The 20915-nt window shown below is 24.5% G+C and carries 19 protein-coding genes; 13 read left to right on the top strand and 6 right to left on the bottom strand.

Annotated elements, in window-relative coordinates; genetic code table 11:
* Positions 1 to 498 precede the first annotated feature (498 nt).
* The 10 genes from BLA33_RS05560 (at position 499) to BLA33_RS06105 (ending at position 10078) form a co-directional block, all read left to right on the top strand.
* On the top strand, positions 499 to 1308 hold the full coding sequence (locus BLA33_RS05560; RefSeq protein ID WP_075226679.1) for a hypothetical protein: 810 nt from the start codon (positions 499 to 501) through the stop codon (positions 1306 to 1308).
* Positions 1309 to 1359: 51 nt separating this feature from the next.
* The gene (locus tag BLA33_RS05555; protein WP_029346867.1) at positions 1360 to 2136 is read left to right on the top strand and encodes a hypothetical protein; all 777 of its coding nucleotides are present in this window, start codon (positions 1360 to 1362) and stop codon (positions 2134 to 2136) included.
* A gap of 42 nt (positions 2137 to 2178) precedes the next feature.
* Positions 2179 to 3213, top strand: coding sequence for a hypothetical protein (locus tag BLA33_RS05550; RefSeq protein ID WP_029346866.1), 1035 nt, complete (start codon positions 2179 to 2181; stop codon positions 3211 to 3213).
* 58 nt (positions 3214 to 3271) lie between these two features.
* On the top strand, positions 3272 to 3967 hold the full coding sequence (locus tag BLA33_RS05545; protein WP_029346865.1) for an ABC transporter ATP-binding protein: 696 nt from the start codon (positions 3272 to 3274) through the stop codon (positions 3965 to 3967).
* Entirely contained in the window at positions 3960 to 5189 is a 1230-nt protein-coding gene (locus BLA33_RS05540; protein ID WP_029346864.1) for an ABC transporter permease, read from the top strand. Before BLA33_RS05545 ends, BLA33_RS05540 begins: the two co-directional genes overlap by 8 nt.
* Positions 5182 to 5907, top strand: coding sequence for a hypothetical protein (locus tag BLA33_RS05535; RefSeq protein ID WP_029346863.1), 726 nt, complete (start codon positions 5182 to 5184; stop codon positions 5905 to 5907). Before BLA33_RS05540 ends, BLA33_RS05535 begins: the two co-directional genes overlap by 8 nt.
* 95 nt (positions 5908 to 6002) lie before the next feature.
* A complete protein-coding gene (locus BLA33_RS05530) occupies positions 6003 to 6968 on the top strand; it encodes a hypothetical protein (RefSeq protein WP_050581080.1) in 966 nt (321 codons plus the stop codon).
* Positions 6969 to 7311: 343 nt separating this feature from the next.
* Complete coding sequence (locus BLA33_RS05525; protein WP_075226678.1) at positions 7312 to 8031, top strand: hypothetical protein; 720 nt, start codon at positions 7312 to 7314, stop codon at positions 8029 to 8031.
* A 670-nt stretch (positions 8032 to 8701) separates the two neighbouring features.
* On the top strand, positions 8702 to 9745 hold the full coding sequence (locus BLA33_RS05520) for a hypothetical protein (protein ID WP_029346860.1): 1044 nt from the start codon (positions 8702 to 8704) through the stop codon (positions 9743 to 9745).
* A gap of 228 nt (positions 9746 to 9973) precedes the next feature.
* Positions 9974 to 10078 (top strand): DUF5425 family lipoprotein, encoded by a 105-nt coding sequence (locus tag BLA33_RS06105; RefSeq protein WP_158605437.1) that lies wholly within the window; start codon positions 9974 to 9976, stop codon positions 10076 to 10078.
* Positions 10079 to 11814: 1736 nt separating this feature from the next.
* Here the strand turns inward: BLA33_RS06105 and BLA33_RS05515 are convergent.
* The 3 genes from BLA33_RS05515 to BLA33_RS05505 form a co-directional block, all read right to left on the bottom strand.
* Positions 11815 to 12912 carry a plasmid maintenance protein gene (locus BLA33_RS05515; RefSeq protein ID WP_029346859.1) on the bottom strand — a complete coding sequence of 366 codons (1098 nt, stop codon included), beginning with the start codon at positions 12910 to 12912 and terminating at the stop codon, positions 11815 to 11817.
* Between the two features lie 155 nt (positions 12913 to 13067).
* Positions 13068 to 13394 (bottom strand): hypothetical protein, encoded by a 327-nt coding sequence (locus BLA33_RS05510; RefSeq protein WP_012622377.1) that lies wholly within the window; start codon positions 13392 to 13394, stop codon positions 13068 to 13070.
* 150 nt (positions 13395 to 13544) lie between these two features.
* Positions 13545 to 14498 (bottom strand): hypothetical protein, encoded by a 954-nt coding sequence (locus BLA33_RS05505; protein WP_029346858.1) that lies wholly within the window; start codon positions 14496 to 14498, stop codon positions 13545 to 13547.
* A gap of 227 nt (positions 14499 to 14725) precedes the next feature.
* On the opposite strand from BLA33_RS05505, the gene BLA33_RS05500 reads away from it, so the two are divergent.
* On the top strand, positions 14726 to 15304 hold the full coding sequence (locus BLA33_RS05500) for a hypothetical protein (RefSeq protein ID WP_029346857.1): 579 nt from the start codon (positions 14726 to 14728) through the stop codon (positions 15302 to 15304).
* A 144-nt stretch (positions 15305 to 15448) separates the two neighbouring features.
* Here BLA33_RS05500 and BLA33_RS05495 read toward each other — a convergent pair whose 3' ends face one another.
* Positions 15449 to 16132, bottom strand: a complete 684-nt coding sequence (locus tag BLA33_RS05495) for a hypothetical protein (protein ID WP_029346856.1) — start codon at positions 16130 to 16132, stop codon at positions 15449 to 15451.
* 826 nt (positions 16133 to 16958) lie between these two features.
* Entirely contained in the window at positions 16959 to 17621 is a 663-nt protein-coding gene (locus BLA33_RS05490) for a hypothetical protein (protein WP_029346855.1), read from the bottom strand.
* Positions 17622 to 18509: 888 nt separating this feature from the next.
* Here BLA33_RS05490 and BLA33_RS05480 point away from each other — a divergent pair.
* Positions 18510 to 19250 carry a ParA family protein gene (locus BLA33_RS05480; RefSeq protein ID WP_029346854.1) on the top strand — a complete coding sequence of 247 codons (741 nt, stop codon included), beginning with the start codon at positions 18510 to 18512 and terminating at the stop codon, positions 19248 to 19250.
* Positions 19241 to 19516, top strand: a complete 276-nt coding sequence (locus BLA33_RS05475) for a hypothetical protein (RefSeq protein ID WP_029346853.1) — start codon at positions 19241 to 19243, stop codon at positions 19514 to 19516. The genes BLA33_RS05480 and BLA33_RS05475 overlap by 10 nt, the downstream gene beginning before the upstream one ends.
* 661 nt (positions 19517 to 20177) lie before the next feature.
* Here BLA33_RS05475 and BLA33_RS05465 read toward each other — a convergent pair.
* The gene (locus BLA33_RS05465; RefSeq protein WP_075226677.1) at positions 20178 to 20600 is read right to left on the bottom strand and encodes a hypothetical protein; all 423 of its coding nucleotides are present in this window, start codon (positions 20598 to 20600) and stop codon (positions 20178 to 20180) included.
* Positions 20601 to 20915 lie beyond the last annotated feature (315 nt).

The following is a 20915-nucleotide window of genomic DNA, read 5'->3' as shown; positions in this document are numbered from 1 at the left end:
GCAATTATACTAAATAATAATAATATATATTATTATTATTTAGTATAATTGCGCTTTAAAGCGTTAAGACTATTTATTTTACATAAAAAGTAATTAAAATTTTATTTTTTAATGTCTTTAACTATAGATGTATAGTAACACAAGAATATAAATAATTATTGATATCTATATCATAAATATTTTTTCTTAGATTTTTTTGTGAAATGTGAAGAGAAAGAAGTAATTTTTTTGTGATTTGAGTTTGTGTGTGGACTAGTATAGACTGGCATTTGTTTACGTATAGTTGTTTTTTTTATATTAAATACATCAATTTTATAAAATATATTTCTCAAATAATCAAAGAAATGAATGTTTAATAAAATTACTATTTATGATGACATATTGACTCATTTTAACCAATATTTAAGAGTAAATTTTAGAAATGAGTGTGCAGTATTGAATTTTTTTTTATTTCCTTAAAAGGATAAATTATTGAGCTATATTTTTAATGGTGTAATTATGAAAGGAATTAGTCATTGTTTTTTATTATTATTTATTAGTGTTGGTTATATATATTCATTTGATGTTTCAAATAGAGAATTTTATGGCATATTAGAGGGCTATTATTCGGGTAAAATTGAAGAATTGTCAAAAAGAAATGATGAAGATGCCTATATATATAGGCTTAATAAGCTTAAAGAAACATTGAGTGAAATGAATCCTGGTGTCAGGCTATATTTTATTAATCTTATTGATTACCAAATTGCCAGGCTTCTTCAGAATAAAGAAGGAAAAAAGAATTCTTCTAAAAGTTATTCTGTTTTAAAATCTACTCAAAAATCTCTTTTAGAGCTAATTGCATCAATAGATTTTAAAGGTTTGGAAAAAAACATTCAAAGTGATATTTATAGGGTTTTGGGAGATGTTAATTTAATGCTCTTGAGGTATGCTGGTGGCGCAGCTTTAAGTAAGCTTGCAAATGAGACTAGAAAATATTTTGAAAAGTCTTTAAAAATTAATGGTAAAAACTCATTTGCTAATACTTCTATTGCAAGTTGGTATTTGTATGCTCCAAGGGTTGCAGGAGGAGATCCAAATAAAACCTTATCCTTTGCTCAATTAGGATTTAAACATGGTCAAACAAATGTAGAAAAATATTTCGCAAATATATGGATAAGCCAGGCATATTTCCTTCTTAAAAATGAAAAAGAAAGTCTTAAATATATACTTAGGGCTGGGGAAATATTTCCTAACGGAGCTTTCCACAAGATGGTTCTAGAGCAAAACAAGGGTGGAAATTTGTTTATGGATTTTCCTATAAAAAATTAGTTGAATAAGGAGGTTAATACAACTTATTTAAGATTTATAAGTTAATTTTGTATGTTAAGGTTGTGTTTAATTTTTTTAGCAAATGTTGGTTTATACTCTTTTGAAAAAGGTATAAAAGAATACATAGATAAAATAGAAAGCATTCATACTAAATATTGTTCTGGTAATTTTGAGTTTGATTTTTTTGCACCCGATAAAATTTTTAAAAATGAGCTTCAAAGCATAGAAAATAATATTTTAATGAAATATAAAAGGGAAAGCATTCAATATAATTACTTGAATTTACTTATGTCCTTAGTTTTGTGTGACGTTTCTTACTTAATTAATGATCCACATAAATATAACGAGTTGATTCAAAAATTAATTCGTAATTATAATTATGCTTCTAAACTTTCTTTAAAAGAGAATGTTCCATCAGACTATTTTAGGGTATTGGGAGAGCTTGCTATAAATTTAATACCTCATGACGGAAATAGATTATATTTTTATTTTGTTAATGCCAAGAGGTATCTAGAAGAGGCTTTAAAAATAGACGGCAATAACGTTAAAGTTTTTATTCCCCTATCTATTTTTTATACAGTTAGAGTGTCAAATAAGGATTTTTATAAAATTCTATTGGCAAAAAGCTATATTGATAAAGCAGAAGGTATTAATCTTGGTAATAGGCAAAAATATTTAAAAGAATTAGTAAAAAGTTCTTTTTTAATCCGTACTAATAGAAGATTGGAAGCAATTGAGTGTTTAAAAAAAGCTAAGGCTATCTTCCCCAATGGGAATATGGTTGTGTTGGCAATTGAAAAATTAAAAGAAGGCAATTCTTTTTACTAGAAATGACTCCAAATTTAATTTTAATAAAGATTTGAGGTATTCATGAAAAAGGTGTTTTTTTTAATATTGATTTGCTTTGATGTGTTTGCAAATGAATTAGATGATGAACTAAGCGATTTGGTAATAAGTGGAGTGGATTTTGAATTTCATCTTGATTACTTTAGTATTCCAAATAATTTTGAAAATAATTTTGATTTTATTTTGAACATTAAGGAAAATGATTCAAAAATCGCACCTTTTTTTAGATTGGGAACTGATTATTCTAAAATGTTTTTATTTGGTTCTGGACTTGCTTATGATTTTAGGAAATTTTTTTCCAAGGTATTTTATGAGATCAGGATCCCATTTGTTTTTGATTCTAAGAATATTGAACATATTGGTAATTTTGAGTTTGGCTATAATTTAAATTATTTAAGGCTTGAAAATAGATTTAGATCGGGCTTAATGAATCATTTAATCAAAGAAACAGAAGTTGGTGTTGAGGGGTCATATCATAATGCTTTAACCTTGGAAAACACAGTTGCGATTTTACTTCCAATTTATTATTCAGAGTTTCAGAGAGCAGATATTAGAACGTCTTTCTTGTATAAGTATTTACCAGATAATAATGAGCAGTTTTATAGAGTACATTGGAATTTAAAATATCTTGTTTATATTCCTTTTGGAGAGTTGGGATTTAAGGTTGATCTTGGAATGGCAGGCAATTTTAAAAAGTCTTCTATTTTTGAAGCTGGATTTGATTATAATGCTTTAAATTTTTATGCTTTAACTATTCCCAAAATGGATCAAGATAGTCTTTATTTTAATGTTATTTCTAATTTTGGATTGGAGTATAGATTGTTTTTTCTTGAAGCATTAAAAAATATTGCTTCCGATTTGTTTTTGGTGATGTCTTCAGATATTGGATATGGCATGAAAGAGGATTTACTTTTAGATAAAGGAAAGTTTCTTTATATTTTGGGTTTTGGGATAGGCTATAAGTTATTTAAGGAGGTTCCCTTTGTCTTCAAGGTTGGTATTAATCAGGATAAAAAATTATCATTTGGGTTTTTATTAAGTTCAATAATTTTTGAGTGATATTATTTTGAGAAAATTTTTTAAATTGTACAGTTGAATTTAGAATATAGGAGGTTTTGTGGGGAATATTAGTCTAGATTTAAAATTGGTTAATAAAAAATACAAAATTGGGCAGGAAATTGTTCATGCAAATAAAGATATTTCACTTAGTTTAAAATCAAGGGACATGGTTTGGATTTCAGGGCCTACGGGGAGTGGTAAGACAACTTTTATGAATTTACTTTCTGGAATAGATTCGCTTGATACAGGAGAGATACGTTTCAACTCAACTCTTTTAAGTTCGATGAATGAAAAGGATAGGACTTTATTTAGAAGATATAACGTGGGGTTAATCTTTCAACATTTTGAGCTTATTCCAAGTCTTACAGGTTTTGATAACATTTCATTGCCCCTAAGATTTTCAAGGAAAAGTGCCAAGCAATTAAGGTCTAAAACGGAAGAATTAATAGAATTTTTTAAACTTTCAAAGTTTGTTAATAAAAAACCCAAATATATGTCTGGAGGACAAAGGCAAAGGATAGGAATAGCAAGAGCTTTTGTTTATGACCCCAAATTAATAATTGGAGATGAAATAACTAGTCATTTAGACAAAGAAACAGCCATTTTTGTTTATACTTCAATACAAAAGTATCTTAAAGATAAGAATGCAATTGGAATTTTCGTTTCTCATGATTACAATTTAAAAAATTTGGCTAATAAACTTTATAGAATAGAAGATGGAGTACTGTCTTTAGTGGGAGGTGAATGTGTTTAAATTGGCTTTTTACAATATTTTTAGAGATTTAAGGCGTACAATTCTATTGTCGTTGCTTCTATCAAGTTCTGTGGTATTTTTATTGGTTTTTGTTGGATATATGAATTTTAGCAGAGAAGGGATGGAAAAGAGCTTTGTCAGTTCAACTGGTCATATTCAAATTGCGAAAGAAAATTATTTTAATCCTAAATTTAGTAGTCTTAAGAACGAGTTGCTACTTGAAGAAAAGGATATCAATCTTATACGAGATGAAATAGTTGGTTATGATGAATTACAATCCACCAATTTAATAGTTAATTTTGATGGGCTTCTTGGAAATTCTTCGACAAGTAACCCGGTTTTTGCATTTGCCTATGAAGACCCAGACATAATTACAAGCAGTCTATCTTTACTAGAAGGTGAACCGATTTTTCATGATTCTAATGGGGGTGAGTTTTTACTTGGGAGTAATTTAGCGGCTTCATTTGGTATAGAAAAAATAATGGAAACTAATTCTGATCTTACACTAATGACAAATTTACTCGGCAGAGGTTTGAATTTTCAAAATATTAAAGTTGCTGGAATTGTAAAATTTCCATTTTCAACAGCAGATAATATTTTTGCGATTACTACTATTAAGACTTTAAAAGACTTGTTTGCATTTGAGGGTGGCGCACACGTGATCCAAGTGTTTTTAAAGGATAATTCTACTTTAGAAACTTTTAAAAAGAAATTAGATAATTTTAAAAAAAATAAGGGGATTGCATTTGATTATAATGACTGGTTTGAGATTAATCCTTATTTTAAATCTGTTTTAGGGATGACTAGAACAACATTTATATTCATATTGGTTTTAGTATCTCTTCTTATATTTATTGCATTTTTCCAGATAACGACAGCATTAAGCATTGAGCGCACTAGAGAACTTGGCACATTAAGAGCAATTGGTTTAACCAAATTGGAACTTTTTTACTCTCTATTTTTAGAAATTGTAATCATTTCTGTCATAAATATCGTTATAGGAGTAATATTGGCTTATTTTGCTAAACTTTTTGTTCAGTTTCAGAAAATTAGTTTTACTCCCCCAGGCTATTCAGAAACATATTATATCAATATATTTTATTATGCTAGTGATATAATATATGTTTCAATCTTTATGTTAGTTCTTGCTATTTTTTCTTCTATTTTGCCATTTAGCAAAGCAAGTAAGAAATCGGTAATAGAGGTAATGAACGATGCTTAAAATTTTTGTAATTGTTCTTAATTTTTGTGTTTTGAATTTATTAAATGCTGGGGATGAAAAAAGTTTAATAAAAGAATTTGAGAATCTGTATTATCCCCAATTAAAAAGCGGGATTTATGCTTTCAAGATGAATTTTAAAATTAATGTAAAAAATAATTTAGAAGAAAGTGTGGGGCTAAGAATTGTTAATATTGATAATAGGGATGTACGTTTAATATATATGTCAGGATCAAAAACAGATTTTGCCTTTTTATCTATTAGGAATAAAGGGCATTTTATGTTAGGAAGACAAGCCAAGATTCCAATGAAGGTAAGCGCATCCTATAAGGTTAAGGGTGCATCTGAACTTAAAGATATTTTGGGTTTAAATTTTAATACAGATTTCGTTTTATTAAAATCCGAAGACAATAGACTTGAATTTCAATCAAAAGAAAAATCAATCTATCCATTTGTAGATTTATTAAAAATTAATAAAAATGATTTTAAAACTTTACACAAAGACAAAGAATTGAAAACTTTAAAAGAAGTAATTTACAGAAAAGGAAATATTAAAGGAATCGATGCTTTTGTTTATTTTGAAATTGAAGATAAAGCTTTTAACGATTCTAGTACAAAAATTTATGTAGAAGATATTATTAGTACGAGTCTAAACAACTCTATTTTTAGTTTAAAAGGATTTAATAGAATATTTGACATATATTCAAATTATGTGAATTGAGAGTATATGTAGGATAGTTAATAGTGGGATTTTTAAAAAAATTTTTCTTAATTCTTTTTTCGACTTTTCCTAGTTTTTTGTTTTCTGAGTCCCCTTTGGTTTTTAAGGAACATTTGGGATTAAAAACGAAATTTTCTTTATTATTCCCCGATGAAGATAAAAAAGATTTTTTTGGTACAGGGGCTTTGCAATTCTCCAATGAAGCTTATTTGGGATTTTTATTAAACTATAAGATGTTAGAATTTGGCTTTGCTCCTTCTTTTATTGTACAAAATAATGATCAATATTTTAGTTTTAATAAATTATTCTTCAATTTAAGCTTTAATGATTTTATTTTTAAATTAGGTAAGCAAAATTATTATTTAGGAAATGGATTAATTGAAAATATTGTTTTAAAAAGGACCACAATAGAGCCAGAGTGGTTTTTTGAGTTTTATTATTTTATTTCCAATTATTCTATTTCTTTGGGTTCTATGTTCGACAAAGAAAGCCTAAATAAGTTTTTGTCTCCTGAATATTTATCCCCCTGGCTTTATTTTCAAGCTTCTTTTGATGCAGTAGATTTACTTGCAATGGTTGAATTCCCATTTAATATTGAAAATAAAACTTTTGATATCAATATTATTTTTGATTTTTTATTTGAAGTTTTTAGTGGAATATTTTTTTACTCTACGTTAAGACAAGACTTACTTTGGTCTAAAAATTATAAATTTGATGATGATGACAATAGATTTTTGCTTGGTCTTAGATATTACATTAATTTTGAAAATGATGTTTTTAATGATTTATCAATAGTATTTGAGAGTTATTCGAAGAATAATAATTATTTTTTTGGATCTGGGATCAAACTAACATGGATTCGTGAATTATTGCAAACAACGGTTTCCTTAAAAACCAATTTAAATACTAATTCTTTACAATTCTATTTTGACAATAATTTTTTGATTCTTAAAGGATGTTCTTTAAAAATGGCAAATATATTAGAATTTAATAAAAAGATAAATCTTAAAGATACTCCTTTTTATAATATGTTTAGTATTGAATTAAAAATTGAATTATAAAATTTTTAGTTGGTATATTGTATTTTTTCATGCCCCATTCAAGATGAGTGCATTATAGAGCAAAGTATAGATGAAATATAAGACAAAAAATAGATACTCTAAAAAATTCAAAGCCAATAAAAAGTATCAAATATAATAAATGATTTTTATTAGTAGATTATTTTAATTTACATTAACGACTAAAGTAGATAATTTTAGAAAGAATAAATGTCAGATAAGTTGCAATCTTAATAAAATGATGTAAATTTCTCCTGCAAAGAGAGGTTTAAATATGAAAATATATTTATATTTATTTAATATCTTTTTCGTAATGTCTTGTAAATTATGGTATTTAAATGACACTATGGGAAAGGGCAATCAAGCGGATTCTGAGGTTGTGGGTGTTGTAAAAGGGATGCTTGAATCTAAGCTGGAAATTAAGGTCTCAAGCAAAGACAATATTAAAGATATGGCTGAAAAGGTTAATATTTCCGCCAAGGCATCTAAAGACAAAGTTTTAGGTAAAAGGAAGAATGCTAAGATAGCATTGGGAGATGCTCCATCACTTGTAAAAGAAATTAGGGAATCAGCTGAAAAGATTGATGAAGCTGTAAAGTCATTAATAGTTTCAGGATATAGTGCTTCAGAGGCTCTTAAATATAATATGAAGACTGGGATAGATAAAATACGCTTATTAGACAAGATATTAGAGGTAGTGCCAAAAATAAATGATAATGATTTTGATAGTGATGATAGTATCTACGATAAAATAAAGAAAGTTGTAGACGAATTTAATAGTAAAAATAAGGATGAGTATGGTTATTCTGTAATGTGCATGGATTCTTATCCCAAGACAAGAGGAAAAGATTTGGTTAAAAAATGTATAAAAGAGTTAATGAAAGATGTAGACAAGTTCCTTGGTGATGTTAAACACAGCGGAAATGGTGTTTCTGGTGAGTTACTACAGGAAAGTGCCAAAAGTGAGTCAAAACAATTTAGTGAGCCATTGAAATTATTAAGCGAAGCTGTTGAAACTATAACAGTAGCTTGCAATCGTCTTGGTTATGATATAGATGAAAAATAATTATTTCTATTTTTGCATTATTAGTGCTTTATTTGTAAGAAGAGAGTTAAAAAAATAGAAATTTTAATTACTATTTTAGATAAAGTATATAGTCGTAAGGCTGCATCTTTATTTTTTTTATTTAAAGAACTTAAGATAGCCATTGGCGCTGATAGGGAAAGCGTAAATCGCAAATAGATGTATTGGCAGCAACTGAAAAATTAGACAAAGCAATTCTTTTTACTAGAAATAAAATGATCTGCAATTTAATTTCTGATAAGAGAAGCTCAAATGTGATAATGTAAAAGTTCTTTGGTTTTTAAATTAAAATAGTATATCTTGATAAAGAATATAAAGATCTGATTACAGTTCAAATTTCAAGAATTAACTCAGCATATGATAAAATGGTAGCTACATTTAAACTTTTTTCAATTTTATTTAGAAGTTATTTTTTAAGATCTGTTTATAAAATTTAATAAAAAATAATTTGTCCATCCTCTTAATAGCCCTGTTTTAAATTTTTAATAAGCAAGAGAGATTCAATAAATTGACAAATAATAGTAAATACTGGTTTAGTTATATAGATTAAAATTGCAATAATTTTGCCTCTTTTAATAAGAAAAGCTTATTAATTTTTGGAATCCGACTTAAAATGATTTAGAGTTAGTATTAAATTTAAAGGAGAGAAAGCATGAAGAAAGTTAAAAGTAAATATTTAGCTTTGGGATTACTTTTTGGTTTTATAAGTTGTGATTTATTCATAAGATATGAAATGAAAGAGGAATCCCCTGGCTTATTTGATAAGGGAAGCTCTATTTTAGAGACTAGCGAGGAATCTATTAAAAAGCCTATGAATAAGAAAGGCAAAAGCAAGGTTTCTGGAAAAGAACTGTATATTCATAGTTTAAAAAGGGACTCTGCTAATAAAAGCAATTTTTTACAAAAAAATGTAATATTAGAGGAAGAAAATTTAAAAACTGAATTATTAAAAGAGCAATCTGAGACTAGAAAAGAAAAAACACAAAAACAACAAGATGAACATAAAGGGATGACTCAAGAAAGTTTAAATTCTCTTAGCGGTGAAAGTGGTGAATTGGAGGAGACTATTGAAAGCAATGAAATTGATATTACTATAGATTCTGATTTAAGGCTAAAGAGTGCCTTACAAGGCATTTCAGGATCAAGCTCTATTTCATACACTGATGAAATAGAGGAAGAGGATTATGATCGGTATTATTTAGAAGAATATGACGAATATGATGAATATGATTATGAGGAAATAAAATTAAGTAATCGATATCAATCTTATCTAGAAGGTGTTAAATATAATATAGATTCAGCAATTAAAACAATTGCTACGATATATGATACTTATACATTATTTTTAACAAAGCTAACCCAAATGTATTCTACACGCCTTGACAACCTTTCTAAAGCCCAAGCTAAAGAAGAAGCTGCAAAGTTTACAAAAGAAGACCTTGAAAAAAATTTCAAGACCTTGTTGAATTATATTCAAGTAAGTGTAAAGACTGCAACAAATTTTGTATACATAAATGACACGCATGCAAAAAGTAAATTAGAGAACATTGAAACAGAAATAAAAACTTTAATTGCAAAGATCAAAGAACAATCTAATTTATACCAAGCATATAAAGCAATAGTAAGGCCAATCTTATTAATGAAGGATTCTCTAAAAAAAGTGCAAAGTGCCATTGACAAGAATGGCATTTGGTAATAATATTAAGTATTTTATTTTTAAAACAGGCTACAATAATATGTAAATATGTAGCTTGTTTTAAATTAAACAAATAAAGTCCTAGTTGTAAAAAAAATATTGTGGATGAGAAAATGGAATTTCGTCAATTTACAAAAGATATATTAACTGATTTAGATAAAAGTCAAAAATATTGTTTAAGCTATATCAGAATTGGTAAATTACTATGTTCTAAAATAAGTATTTAAAATAGCTTTTACCATTAAGAATACTGGAAGTCATTCTTGTTCTTCTAGAGAAGCCAATCTTTCGGATTCCTATAATAAAAACTATTCATATTGCAAAAGCAACTGATTAATTTTATTACAAAAAAACAAGAGAATGCTCAACCTATAATATAAGTGTAAATTAAAAAAGCTTTTAATTTACACTTATATTATAGGCTTTTCGTATTACTATTTACTTCATAAAGAACAAAGAAACAGTCTGTATCGATAGATTTACTATATACAATTTATTCTTCCTATGGCTTTTTAATATTATCTGATTGAGAATCATCACATGCTTTGCTTCCACTATGTATTTCTGCTGTAAACTTTTTACAGTTTATTTCTGGTTCAATAATTGATTTTATAAATTTATCTATTTTATCTCTTACTATTGTAAGAATTTATATAGATATAATATTTTTCTTTTTATTATAAAATGTAAGTTCACGTTTTTTATCATTTCTCTTCTCATAACTTAAGCTCAATAGAAAAATCTTTATTATTGTAATTATTATTTTTATTTCCTATTGCTGATTTTTTGCATTTTTTCATCGTAAAAGCAAGTATTATGCAAAAAACAATAATAAATATAAGAAAGTTAGTAAAATTTTCTAAAACTTATTTTAATAAATTATTAATTATAGCTGCAACCATCAATTTTGCAGCTTAATAAATTTTTTTACAATTTTTAAGATACTCAAAAATTGATTACTTCTTATGGTATATATATATTTTTATTCCAAAAAGACTTTTTGCACTTTTATCATTAATTATCCATGAAATAGACTATGATAAAGATTTGTCAAAAATAAACACATTTTTCAAAAATTTTATTTCCTCTAAGTAATTCTTATTTTTTATATAAGTTGACATATAGCACATAGAGCAACACCTTAGTGAAAATCACTAAATTTAAAAATAACCATTAGAATAAATCAATAGTCTTAATTATATATTATAGATTCTGTAAACAGAAAATTTAAAATTTCTAATTAAAATACCCTTTTATATTATTTAAATGACAATTTAGAAATAAATGGTCAAAATTTATCAATAAAAAAGAATAAAGTGATAAAAAGGATGTGCGCTTATTATATAAGTGAAAAAGAATTAAAAATTTTCAAATATTTAAATACATATCAAAATGTAAGTTTTCTACAAATAGATATATCTATTTTTTGGAATTGAATATATTATAATAATAAGAAAAAATTAAAATTATTTGAAATACTAATCTTTTGAAAAAAGATCATGAAAAAGTTAATAAATTAATATCTAATTTCAAAGATAAATAAAAAAGTTTTCTAGGATACTAAATAATGTTAAGTCTAACTTATAGCTTGAAAGCTATAATAAATTAAAACCAAAATATTATTTTAAGAATTGGATATAAAAAATACCAAAACAAATTTTGTTTTGTAGTAGAAAGTAGAGAATTTAGTTATTTGAATCAAAATAAACAAGAAAGCTTTAACTTTAAAATAAAGTAGCGACCTGTTTTTGAAAAACAGATTTAGTGAAGATAAAATTTTTATAGTAAATAGTAATATTAGAAATTAGAGATTTTATCTGGGGTTATTTTACTTATAAAAAGAGAAAATTTATAAAAACAGAGGTAATCATTCTAGGATAAATGGAAAATAATATCTATAATAAATACAAAATTATTAATTCTATTTAAATCTTTTATAGATTTAATTAATATAATTATTTTCCCCTATAAACATCTAAGATGTTTATTTAACATTAATTTTGAATTTAGCAATCAAACCAATTTTTCCTTTATTTGAAATTATCATAATATTAAAAACTAATATTTTTTCAATTAATTTTAATTTTGCTTATTTTTTTAAGACCTTTATGATTATCAAAAATCACTCTTATTCTTTTATCATAATTAGTAATATTCTTTTTGTCTTTCAAATATTTATTGTGATAGCTTTCTTTTAAACTTTTGTTTAAAAGTGCTTTCTTAAATCTTGTTTCCCAAATTTCATTAAAGTCATTTACTTTATCAGTTTTTCCGTTCATCATCCAGATTTTTTTACTATATTTATTTTTAAATTCTTTTATAAAATGATTTGAAATATCTTCGATTTTATATTCTTCTTTATACGTTTCTATTGCTAACTTTAAGTTTCTTAGTGCATTGACATAAGTTTTTTCATTATTGCTTATTTTTAGTATTTTTGTTATTTTAAGTTTTTCTATTTTATGAACTTTTACTAGTTTACTTGCAATATATTCTTTATAGGATATTTTTTTATTATTTTTTCTTATAGAATTCTTTATCTTATATATATCTTTTATACCTTTAGGTATAACATCTGCAATTGATTCATCTGCAATTGAGCTGTTAGGCTTTATATTTTTTATATTATTTTTGTTTTTAGCATTGTCAATTTCTTTAGAAAAATCAGATACTATTTTTTTGTCTTTTAAATATTCTTCTATTTCTCTATTAATTGCTTCTTGAATAATTGTAAAACGGTGTTTCCAAAGATTTTTATTTTGTATGTAAAATGCAAAGCTTCCATTATCTTTACCCAAATGTTTTAGTTTAGTTGTTATCAATAATACTTGATTTAAAAATGATATATCATATTCTAATGTTCTGATTGATGTTTTTTGATTATCTTTTGCAAGACATTTGTTAACTATATTATATATTTCTATTGTAGAATATGTTCTAAGTTTGTTAGATTTATAGTATTCCTTGTTTTTAAGTTCAATTGCCCAGCATACCTTTAGTATCCTTTGATATATGGCCCTTTTTTTAGTTAAATATGACTTTAATCTTGAGTGCTTTAGTTCTATTAAATTAGAGCTTGTATTTTTTTGGTTGTTCTTTATAATTTCTTCTAATGTTATAAGATTATTAAAAGTTTTATTGACATTATTTCTTATTTTTATTATCATTATATTATCCTGGCTTCTGAAGTGAAATTTGTTGTAGTTTCAGAAGCTTTTTCAATTATTTAGCTTGCATTCTAAATTTTCACTATATTACAAACAAAATAATTAGCTTTTTACCATATTCTATAACAATGTTTTTGAAATGTCAATACGATGGATTATAAAATATGACCTATGTGTTTAGGAACAATTTGTATTTCATGCTTTGTAGATTTTCGGGACATTATTTTTTTTGCTTGCTCAATTCTTAATTGAATTGTTTCTTTCATGCTATTTGTTATAGGCTTGGGTCTTCTAAAGTCCATTAGAAAATATGTACAAAAATCTTCTAAAAGGTAAGGCCGGTTATCTACATGAATTGCGCATCTTAAAATTTTTGATTTTTTAGATATAGTATTTTTGCTAATTGAAAGATTATAAGAATCTTCTAATATATTTTGGAATTCTTTTAAAGAATAAAGCCTTACTCCGTTAATGCTTAACATAAATACCTCATTAATTTTATTTTATTATATATTGTGTGTTAGTTTCAAGGATGTAGGTTATATATTGAATGCTTTTATTAGAGTGTTTATTAAGAGTTGTTAGATAATGTAGCTTGGGGTGATTACATTAATTTATCTGGCCAAAAAAACTTACAATAAGGTGATATTTTTAAGAAATGGGTTTATGTTTGAGACTTGGTTTAAGTATTTTTTTTCAATTTCATCTTCTAATAAAGCTATATCAATTTTGATATAGCTATTTTCTTGTATAATATTAATGTCATTTAAAATAAAGTCTAAGTTATTTAAGTTTAAATTTTTAGTCAAAAAATTTGTTTTTTCTAGAAAAATTAATCTTATTTTCCCCCCTAATCCATTTTCATTTTCAATAAAAGATCTTAATGTTTTTAGAATTTTTTGTTTGCTATTGATAGTTTTTATTTGATTTGAATTTGTTAAGATTAGTTCTTCGTATATTTTTGTGCTCAGATTTAGCAACATTCTATTTGTTGTTTTAATATTTACATTTAAATTTTCACTAGTTTTTATATCGGCTTTATTGATAATTTTGATATTTGAGTAGCTGATTTTTGTCAAAAAAGGAAGTTCAATAGTCTTGTTGATGCCTTTTAAGAGTAAATTAACTTTTTGGTTATTTTCTTTGTCTTCAAAAAGGTAAGTATTATTATTTTTTATAATAGGAATAAACGCATTTTCTACATTTTCTTTTCTATAAATAGACCCAAGTATTTTAAGTCCGATTAGGTAAATTTTATCTTTATTGCTCGCCTTTAAATCAATTGTATGAACTTTGACCACCATCATGTCGTACACTATTTTAAGCTTTTCTTCACTTACATAGTTAATATAAAATTCAAGTTTTCCTTTTAGAATGTCTTTTGGTAATTTATAAAATTCATTTATCCTTAATTTTAAACTAATAATTCCACCTTTAAATGTTTTGAGAGCTATATTCTCTTTTGAGTTTGTTTGAATAGTTTTCTCAAAATTAAGTTCAAATTTAAGAGCTATGGGATTGATAATGAATATTTTTCTGTTTTTTACAAAGTAAGTATTAATAATTGACCTTGGGTCATTATACACGATTTCTCCTATAGATGCACTTTGAAATTCATAGCAATTGGGATTAGATATAATCTAATCTTTTAAATTGGTTTTTGTTAGAACAACACCTAATAATAATAGTTTTTAAATTTTAATTCAAGCTATAGAATGAGAATGTTTTTATTTAAATTAATTTTATTATTTAATTTTCTGATTTTGAGAATTTTTTTTAAAATAAATATAAGATAAATTAAAGGAAGGTTTTAATGAATGTAAAATTTACTGTAAAGTTGTTTATTTTAGTATTTTTTTTAATTTCTTGTCAAACTTATCAAATAGCTTATGATAGGTTTTCTCAGGTATTAGATTCACAATATGATATTGGTGTAAATTATTCTAGAGATGGAGTATTTAGGTCTGTAATTTCTATTAAATATGATAAGTTAAAAAATAAAAGGGAATATTTTATTTTGGTTAAAGTTGAGGCTAGAAATTCTAATCAAATAAAGCTTGAAAAGATAATCACAGATACAAGATTTGAGTCTAAAGGGGAGTTGGTCTCAGAGGATAGCAAACGTGTTATTTATTATGACGATTTTTATGATTCATATTTTCCTTATGATCATACAACAGTAATTACTGAAAAAAACATTAAGGTGAAAATTTATAAATTTAGTATTTCAGAAAGTGAATTTATAAGATTTGTTGCCTTGGGTAATGATGATATAGCCGCATTTAGAATTTATGCATTTAGGAATGATGTTATTGTAAGTTTTAGCAAGATTCCTTTTAAAAAATTTTTGGACGATTTTAATTTAAAAGTTAAAGCACTTGGTGGAAGTTAACTTAGGTTTAAATGCTTTTTAAGCCCAAGTTAAATGATTATTTGCCAGGAAAGAGATATAAAGAGTATTTAGTATAAATAAGCTTTTTAAACATTAATTTGGGATAATATTGCCTTGAAAATTGTTTTTATATTATCTATTGTTTTAATCTTTTGAAAGATTGATGAATTCTAGCATAGCTTTTTCATTTCTCAATAAAAACAGCCCTTCTCTTATTCCATTATGGAACTCTTCAAAGGAAATTAAGATTGTTTTTAAATTTTTATCTTTATTCTCTATATTATCATGGTAAAAGATAAAGTAAGGCTTTCCGGTATTATCTTTAAAGCCAAGAAAATTTACAAATATTGCTGTTTCTTGAAAATCTGTTTTTAAATTGTATGAGAGACCATTTTTGTATAAAAAAATTCCATTGTCTTCAAGATTTTTAATTTCTGAATTATTCATTGTATTTTTAATTTTGGTAAAACTTTCAATTGCTTTTAAAATATATTTTATTGATGAAAATTTGGTATAGTATATGCGGTTATTAATTTGAAATTCTAAAAAGATACCACATTCATTTCCGGCTCTAATTACATCTTGCTCATTTTTAATAGAAGCTGCAATGTTTTTATCAATAACAAGATTGATTTTGAATGTGGAAATATGGTTTAAGGTTTTTACATTGTCAATTGCTAAATTTTCTGTTAAATAGACTTTATAATTAATAAATATTCCCTTTATATTTTTAATTTTAGTTTGTTTAAATTCATAGATTGTGTTTTGAGAATATATTGTCAAATTTTGAATCAAAAACACTAAAAATATAAAAATTTTACTTTTCATTATATAACTTATATATGATAGCAGTCTTGAATAATTTTAGTAAACCGTTTTTATCTATAAAGTCTAAATTTTATAAAAATTTTAGCTATATAAGTAGTTTTTATTAATTCCTCAGAGAAAATTTCTTTCTCTATTTTTAGAAATTTGCGGCAGATATTAAAGTTATGAACTAGAATAAGTTAAAAATTTATATTTGCCCAGTAAGAGCTTTGCGTCAAATAGTTTAATTGATTTTTGATTTTCTCTATATAAAAAGAAAACCTCTTAAAAAATAAGAGGTTTATTTAAAAGAATGTATGGTATGAAGTAAATATTGATAATAAATTCTTTTAATTTTAAAAAAGGAGAATATTTAATACTCAATTATTAGTTCAAGAATTGAGTATTTCCATGTATTTTTAAAATTTTTTTTCAAGAATTATATTTTTGGAGAGAAAATTAAATCTTGTTTAAGATGAAATTTTATTTATTGCTAATTTTAATTATGCACATTTGTCTTTAGAAATTATTATTCAAATCTCAATTATCTTATTGAAATTTTATACTTTATATTTATCTTAATAAGAATTTAATTTTTAGTTAATTTATGCTTTTTAGATTTTCATTTTTTTTATTTGCTATAAACTTGTTAGTTTAGACATTAAATGTTTTAGTTTTTAGCAAAAAAGAAGTCCCTACCCCTAATCTTATTTGGAGAGGATTAATAGGGGTGTTGGGGACTGTTGGTAGATAGTTTTCTACCTTATATATATAATATTTTATTTTTTTAATTTTGTAAATATTATTTAATAATAATAAATAAAATATAGCATTTTAAAGCAAACTGTTAAATTTGAGCTTCTTTCTTACTATTTCCTTTTAATTTTTTAGTTTTGTTATTTGGTTTGGCGTTATGTTGTTGTGACTGGCTTTCAATTTTACTGATAGCTTTTAAAAGTTTTATTTGACCTTTATTGAGATGGTTTTCTTCATTTTTAAGCTTCAAGGGGTTTGATTTTTGATTCATTGTTTGAATCTCTTTAATTTCTGCTTCAGTTGGTTCGTAATCTATCCATTTTTTATCTATCCAGCCTTTTTCCCATTCGTAGTAGCTTTCATTAAAGTTGCTTCTGTTTTGTTCATCGAAGTGTCTTGCTAGTGCAGCAATTATTTTTGTTCCATATTTAAGCATTTTTTCTGTTTTGGTTTTTGTAATAAATGTGTCGTAATCGTAATTTTCTCCAGTTTGCATATTAACAATATCAACTATAAGTTTAAAAGTATTTATACAATTCATTGCAATATTTGTGGATGAAAAATTAGGATCACTAAGGGCTTTAATATTAATTTCATATTTTTTCTTTAAACTTATGGGAATTTTAAAAAAGTCGATTATAAAGCCATTTATTTTTGCTCGATAATTAGCTTCATATTGGGAATTTCCAAAGAAAGTTCCTTTGATGCCTCCAAATACATATTCATTATAGTTTCTTGTTATTTCTTTTTGCATTTTTATCCCTTAAATATCAATTAATATATTATTATTACAATATAATATAGCATATTAATTGATATTATATATCAATTAATATGCATTACAAATAAAAAAATATTTGTAATTTTGTTTTTTTTCTAAATTGTTGTAAATTTAAACTTATCTTTAACCTTTAACCATTTATAAAAAGTCTTTAAGAGAGAAATTTCTTAGGACTTTTTATTGATTTAATTTCTATTTAAAGACTTTATTAATAAAGTCTTTAAATTAAGATAATCAAAGCTTTTATTTTAATGCTGTTTTATAAGTTAGTTATGCTGTGTTGATTTATATTGTTATTATACAAATAGTCATGTGATTTTTTAATGCTTTGTTATGACATAATAGCACTGTTTCTATATATATAGAGGTTTGTTTATAAAAAGTGAAAAAGATAATAAAAAGTTTTTGAAAATTATAACTTATTTTAAGTTTTTCTTAGATTTTTTTTAAAAAAAAAAGTAAGAATTCTATTTGTTTATTTGTTATTACTTATAGTAAGAGTAATGTGATCTTGATAGACTTAAAGCTCAAAAATTATCGGTTCTAATAATATTGTGCCTAATTTATAAGATAAGCTTAGGTGTTTGTGTTTGCTATTTTTCATTAAGGAAAGTGGAAAGTATCGTAAGTACACTTACTTTTAACAGTTTCTTAAGCCACTATCAGGTTTGATTTATTGAGAAATTTTGTAAAAGTAATTTATATATGATATAAAGTAATTAATATATGATATAAAGTAATTAATATATGATATAAAGTAATTAATATATGATATAAAGTAATTAATATATGATATAAAGTAATTAATATATGATATAAAGTAATTAATATATGATATAATATAATTAAAAGGAAGTTTGTATGAAAAAAATAGCATTTCATATTCAAAAAGGCGGTGTTGGCAAAACTACCTTAAGTGGAAATATTGCAAGCTATTTATCTAAAACAAAAAAAGTTGTATTAGTTGATTGTGATATACAACAAGGAAGTTCTTCTACGTGGTTTCTTAACCATGAAATTCTTAGGTTAGATATTAAAGATTCTCTTTTAAAGAAGGTAGATATAGATCAAGTATTAAAACAAATACAAAAAAATTTTTATATTTTGCCATGTGTGCCTAGCGGAACTTTTAGAAGGGATGTGCAACACAAATTGCAGGATTTTCCATATTTGATAGATGATTTTTGCTTGGAATTAGAAAAATTGGGATTTGAATTTGCGATTTTCGATTTATCCCCCAGTTTTGAGCTTTGGGAGCGAAGAATTATTCTTGCAATGTGCGAAGTTGTTACTCCATTGACTCCAGAATTTTTAAGTCTTGAAGGAATTAATATTTTTAAGGAAGAGTTTGATTCTTTGTTAAAATCTTATAGAAAAAAGGTTAAACATGAGAAGATTATTTGCAATTTGCTTAATAAAAGTTTTAAAAGACATAATTTACACTTAAGGCAATTTCAAACCTTTGGATATGATCTTTATGAGATTGGACAAGATGCTAAAATAGCAGAATCTCAGCTATATAAAAAGTCGATTTTTGATTATTATCCTGAGAGTAAGTCTATCTTGGAACTTTCAAGATTGGGAGATGCTTTATGCCTATAAGTAAAGAGGTTGATTTAGAAGAAATCATTAAACAAAATATTAGCAAATCTAAATTTGCTTCTCGTGTTGACAATGATGTTGTTGATAATAATAACTCAAATGTTAAGTCCGGTAGGTCAAAAATGACGATCAAACAAATAAGTATAGGATTAAAATATGAATATTGGGTTGAATTTTATTCTATTTTAGATAAAAAGGGATTAACAGCTTCTGGATTTATACGAACTTTAATTATGGAATATATAGAAGCTTCTAAGAAATCATAATTTAATTAATAAAAAATTATTATTTCTAGCGTTAATGTTTTTAAGGCAGTCAATACAAAGTTTCTCAATGAGAAAATATTCGATTATTGACAGCTTGGTATATATTATTATTTTATATTTAAGCCTTTATTCTAAGATAAATAAAGGTTTTATAAAAATAAGTGTTTTTAATAAGTTGCTTATTAGACATAATACTTATTTTAAAACATTTCTATTTTATTTGTGGGTTAGAATTTTTTATCTTAATTACAATTAATACAATAATTTAAATTATTATCTTAATTGTAATTAAAGCGATTGATATTATTATAAATATATAAAACTTATTCTTGATAATTAATAGATAAAAAATTAATTTTAACATTTCTATTAATAAGAAAAAAATATTAAAACATTTTTTAAAAAATCTAATTAATTTTGTAAAAAATGTTTTAAGTTGCATGTGAAAATAAACTATACACATAGTTAAGCATGAATATACTATGATTGCTGTCATAAAAATTTTAATTCTCCCTTAATTTCTGATAAATTTCAGTCTATCTCAATTTTGCAAAAATTCCATTTTTGTTTATTGATAGTTTTGTATTATTTGCATTCACTTAATAAATTAATAGTAAAATATTACTATTAAAGCGTATTTTTTAATATTGGTTTAGCTATGCTATTTTTTGAAAAGTTTCCATTCAAAAAATTTTCTTGTTTTCTCTTTTTTATTTTTTTTACTTAGCTTGTCACATTTAATAGATATTCTTTTTTCTCTAGGTTTTGCATTGAAAATAATAAGTATATTATCTAAATAATCTTTATTCAATGTTTTAAATAAACCATATTTATCTATATCTAAAACATAGTTAGGATTTGTGTTTTTTTTTAAAATTTTAAAATAATAGGACTTACTAGGCAATATTATTGGATTTTTATATATTTTTATTGCAAACTCTTCAAACGCTATGGCATTTTTAACTAATCCTAATAGATTATACTTGGGAAAATATTTGTTAGGATTATAGTTTTTTAAAAAGCTTGGTGTTATAAAATATTTTAAAATTTGTTCTTTGGGATATAAATTAATACTTTTTTCCATATTTTTTGAAAGCTTTTATATTTTGTGATGGTTTATAGGTAATAATTTTCCCTTGTTTTTCTAATCTAAGCAGCTTTATATAAATGGTATTTTTTTTATGCTTTTATTTTGCATGATTTGTATCTCTTTTAAAGTAAAATATTCTTGATTTTTATCATCAATAAGCATTGTTACATCCCGGTATATTATATTTGTATGTACTTTACTATAAGTAAGGTAATGTGTCAAATGAATAGTATAAAGCTATTGTTTTTTAAATTTAAAACTTTATACTAAACAACTATAATATATATTATAGTTGTTTAGTATAAAGTT

The organism is Borreliella garinii (assembly GCF_001922545.1).
Taxonomy (GTDB): Bacteria; Spirochaetota; Spirochaetia; order Borreliales; family Borreliaceae; genus Borreliella; species Borreliella garinii.
Note: the sequence above shows the minus strand (reverse complement) of the source record. Positions and strands in the feature narration are given on the sequence as shown.

Bases quoted from the DNA above. Each gene is read 5' to 3' on its own strand.
- BLA33_RS05560 (WP_075226679.1), top strand. From the start codon at position 499: ATGAAAGGAATTAGTCATTGTTTTTTATTATTATTTATTAGTGTTGGT.
- BLA33_RS05555 (WP_029346867.1), top strand. From the start codon at position 1,360: ATGTTAAGGTTGTGTTTAATTTTTTTAGCAAATGTTGGTTTATACTCT.
- BLA33_RS05550 (WP_029346866.1), top strand. From the start codon at position 2,179: ATGAAAAAGGTGTTTTTTTTAATATTGATTTGCTTTGATGTGTTTGCA.
- BLA33_RS05535 (WP_029346863.1), top strand. From the start codon at position 5,182: ATGCTTAAAATTTTTGTAATTGTTCTTAATTTTTGTGTTTTGAATTTA.
- BLA33_RS05525 (WP_075226678.1), top strand. From the start codon at position 7,312: ATGGGAAAGGGCAATCAAGCGGATTCTGAGGTTGTGGGTGTTGTAAAA.
- BLA33_RS05520 (WP_029346860.1), top strand. From the start codon at position 8,702: ATGAAGAAAGTTAAAAGTAAATATTTAGCTTTGGGATTACTTTTTGGT.
- BLA33_RS05515 (WP_029346859.1), bottom strand. From the start codon at position 12,912: ATGATAATAAAAATAAGAAATAATGTCAATAAAACTTTTAATAATCTT.
- BLA33_RS05510 (WP_012622377.1), bottom strand. From the start codon at position 13,394: ATGTTAAGCATTAACGGAGTAAGGCTTTATTCTTTAAAAGAATTCCAA.
- BLA33_RS05500 (WP_029346857.1), top strand. From the start codon at position 14,726: ATGAATGTAAAATTTACTGTAAAGTTGTTTATTTTAGTATTTTTTTTA.
- BLA33_RS05495 (WP_029346856.1), bottom strand. From the start codon at position 16,132: ATGAAAAGTAAAATTTTTATATTTTTAGTGTTTTTGATTCAAAATTTG.
- BLA33_RS05490 (WP_029346855.1), bottom strand. From the start codon at position 17,621: ATGCAAAAAGAAATAACAAGAAACTATAATGAATATGTATTTGGAGGC.
- BLA33_RS05480 (WP_029346854.1), top strand. From the start codon at position 18,510: ATGAAAAAAATAGCATTTCATATTCAAAAAGGCGGTGTTGGCAAAACT.
- BLA33_RS05475 (WP_029346853.1), top strand. From the start codon at position 19,241: ATGCCTATAAGTAAAGAGGTTGATTTAGAAGAAATCATTAAACAAAAT.
- BLA33_RS05465 (WP_075226677.1), bottom strand. From the start codon at position 20,600: ATGGAAAAAAGTATTAATTTATATCCCAAAGAACAAATTTTAAAATAT.